This is a genomic window from Spongiibacter marinus, from assembly GCF_016906995.1.
Taxonomy (GTDB): domain Bacteria; phylum Pseudomonadota; class Gammaproteobacteria; order Pseudomonadales; family Spongiibacteraceae; genus Spongiibacter; species Spongiibacter marinus.
The window spans coordinates 1-1055 of record NZ_JAFBBD010000029.1; the positions used below are offsets into that span (position 1 = coordinate 1).

The 1055-nt window shown below is 51.7% G+C and carries 1 protein-coding gene; it reads left to right on the forward strand.

The window, feature by feature from the left end:
• Positions 1-45 precede the first annotated feature (45 nt).
• Positions 46-1023 carry an IS1595 family transposase gene (locus tag HNR64_RS16990; RefSeq protein ID WP_022959703.1) on the forward strand — a complete coding sequence of 326 codons (978 nt, stop codon included), beginning with the start codon at positions 46-48 and terminating at the stop codon, positions 1021-1023.
• Positions 1024-1055 lie beyond the last annotated feature (32 nt).

Here is a 1055-nt window from a genome sequence, read left to right on the forward strand (position 1 = left end):
ATATAAGGGGTATCCATTTAGCTCCACATAGCGTATAACTACTGGATGGATATCCATACTTTATCCCCGATTGCCGGCAAAGACTACCCCCAAAATTGGAATGCATTCCTGGACTGGTTTTCCACTGAGGATGCCTGTCTTGCTTATCTCGAAAAACTCCGTTGGCCAGAAGGCTTCGTGTGTCCATCCTGTGCCCTGGCGGGGAAGCCGCATAGAGCGAATCGCGGTCGATTGATTTGTCGCCACTGTCGTTATCAAAGCTCTGTTACTGCCGGTACGATTTTTAGCAAGACGAGAACACCACTCCGAGTGTGGCTGGCGGCAGCATGGTATCTGACCAATCAGAAGCAAGGTGTAAGCGCGCTTGGCTTGCAGCGGGTATTAGGCTTGGGAAGCTACCAGACAGCCTGGATGATTCTGCATCGGTATCGCCGGGCGATGATCAGGCCGGGTAGAGAAAAACTGCACGGTTTGGTCGAGGTCGATGAAACCTATCTGGATATGACTGATGGCCGGCCGGGGGATAGAAGCAAGCGGAAAAGCCATACACAGCGCGTACTTATCATTCTTGCGGTGGAGATAAAGGAGCCCCAAGGCTTCGGTCGGATTCGCTTGCGTCGCATTGATGATGACACGAAGGGTAATGTCCTGCCCTTTATCCAGAACTCAATAGAAACCGGCAGCCATGTCCGCACCGATGGCGCGGGTATGTATGTGAAGCTACATGAGCTCGGTTACCAGCATGATCGAAAAGTCATGCTGGGTTCGGAAACGCCTGCACATACCTCAATGCCGGGCGTACACCGTGTCGCTTCACTGATTAAACGCTGGCTACTTGGCACCCATCATGGGGCTGTTCGGCCCGAACAACTTGACGCTTACCTTGATGAGTTCGTGTTCCGATTTAATCGCCGTTCTTCAAGATCGCGAGGGATGTTGTTTTACCGATTGTTGCAGCAGGCTGTTGCAACTGAACCGGTGACTTACGAGAACGTCGTTGTGAGGAAGGCTAAGGAGGAATAAATGAGAGGTGGAGCTAAATGGATACCCCTTAT